Source organism: Streptomyces sp. FH025, from assembly GCF_017427025.1.
Taxonomy (GTDB): domain Bacteria; phylum Actinomycetota; class Actinomycetes; order Streptomycetales; family Streptomycetaceae; genus Kitasatospora.
This window is the reverse complement of the sequence record NZ_JAFLNG010001070.1, coordinates 1-1,715: the sequence shown is the minus strand read 5'-3', so window position 1 is coordinate 1,715 and position 1,715 is coordinate 1. Positions and strand designations below refer to the sequence as shown.

General features: G+C 78.5%; 1 protein-coding gene. It reads right to left on the bottom strand.

All coding sequences use genetic code 11. From position 1 onward, the window contains the following. The coding region (locus J0670_RS37380) for a condensation domain-containing protein (protein ID WP_207817226.1) at positions 1 to 1,715 on the bottom strand (1,715 nt) is incomplete at both ends.

Sequence of the window (1,715 nt, the reverse complement as noted above, 5' to 3'; positions counted from 1 at the left end):
CGGACCCCAGACGATCGGGGCGCGGACGGCGGTGGCCGGGCCCCGCCCGGTGGCCGACGCGGCCTCGAACAGCATCCGCTCGCAGTCGAGCTTCGCCTGCCCGTACGGGGTGACCTGCGTACCGCCGGGGGCGTCCTCGGGGACGTCCGTGCCGGGCGGGCGCCCGTAGGCGTCGATGCTGCTGACGAAGACGAACGGGCCGCCGGACCAGCCGTCGAGCAGGGCGCGCATGGCGGCGAGGTCGGTGGCGTGGTCGGTGAAGGTGCAGGCGGCGTGGATGACGGCGTCCGCTCCCTCGACCGCGCGGCGCAGGCTGTCCGGGTCGGCGAGGTCGCCCTCGGCCAGTTCGGCGCCGTGCAGGGCCGGCAGGTGCGCCGACTCGGGCCGGACGAGCGCGCGGACCGGCCGCCCCTGGGCCATCAGCTCCTGCAGCACCGCCGCGCCGACTCCGCCGGTGGCGCCGGTGAGCAGGACGGTGCCGGTCCGGGAGGCGGGGCGGGGACGGGCGCCGGTGCGGGCGAGGGCGGCGCGGCGCTCCTCGGTGCGGGTGGCGAGCAGCGCGGCGAGGGCGCCCGGCGTTCGCTGTTCCAGGATGTCGAGGCCGGTGAGCGGCACCCCGGTGCGGATGCGCAGGCGTTCGGCGAGCTGGACGGCGACGAGGGAGTGGCCGCCGAGGGCGAAGAAGTCGCCGTCGGCGGGCGGGACGCTGCCGAGCAGTTCGCCGAAGGCGGTGCGGACCAGGTCGATCGGCCCGCCCGCCCTGGGCGGCGTGGCGGCCCGGGCCGCGCCGGGCAGCCGGCCGTGGTCGAGGGCGCCGTCGGGCTGCCGGGGCATCTCGTCCAACACGGTGACGGCGAGGGGCAGTTCGTCCGGTGCGAGGCGCCGCCGGAGGGCGGCGCGCAGGGCGGTGCCGCTGGGCGCGACCGGGCCGCGCACCACGGCGTAGGCGAGCGGCGGTCCGTCGCCGGTCTCGGCCACGGCCGCCTCGGCCACCCTCGGGTCGGCCGACAGCGCCTCGACCACGGGGTGCCGGGCCGGTACGAGCCGGGTGGCGGGCAGGTCGGACAGGCGCTGCTCGCCGTCCTGAGCGAGGGCCGTCAGCACGGCGGCGAAGGCCGTCAGCAGCCGCCGTGCGGTGGCCTCGTCGAGCGCGTCGCGGTCGTGCTGGACGAGGCAGCGCGGGCTCGGGCCGTCCTCGACCAGCAGGGCGAGGCCGAACTTGGCGAGCCCGAGGTCGAGTTCGACGTTCTCGGCGTCCAGCCCGGGCAGCGCCAGGGCGCCGACGGGCTGCACGAGGTCGCAGCTGACCGACAGCAGCGGGGTGCCGTCGGTGCCGCGCGCGGCCGCGCCGAGCCGCTCGACCACCAGGTCGAAGGGCACCTCGTGCTGCTGCTGGGCGTCGAGCAGCGCGCCACGTACCAGCTCGAGCGCCTCGCCGAAGGGGGCGTCCTCGGACAGCTCCGCGCGGACGGCGAGGGTGTTGACGGCCAGGCCGACGGTGCGGCGCAGCTCAGGCCCGGCCCGGTGGCCGCTGGCGCAGCCGAGGGTGAGGTCGTGCTGCCCGGCGGCGGTGCGCAGCGTGGCGAAGGCGGCGGCGAGCACGACGGCGAACAGGGTCGCGCCGTGCCGGGCACCGAGCCGCCGCAGGCCGTCGACGGTGGCGGGGTCGAGCGGGGCGGTGTGGAGTGCGGCGCGGCGTTCGCGGGTGCCGGGCG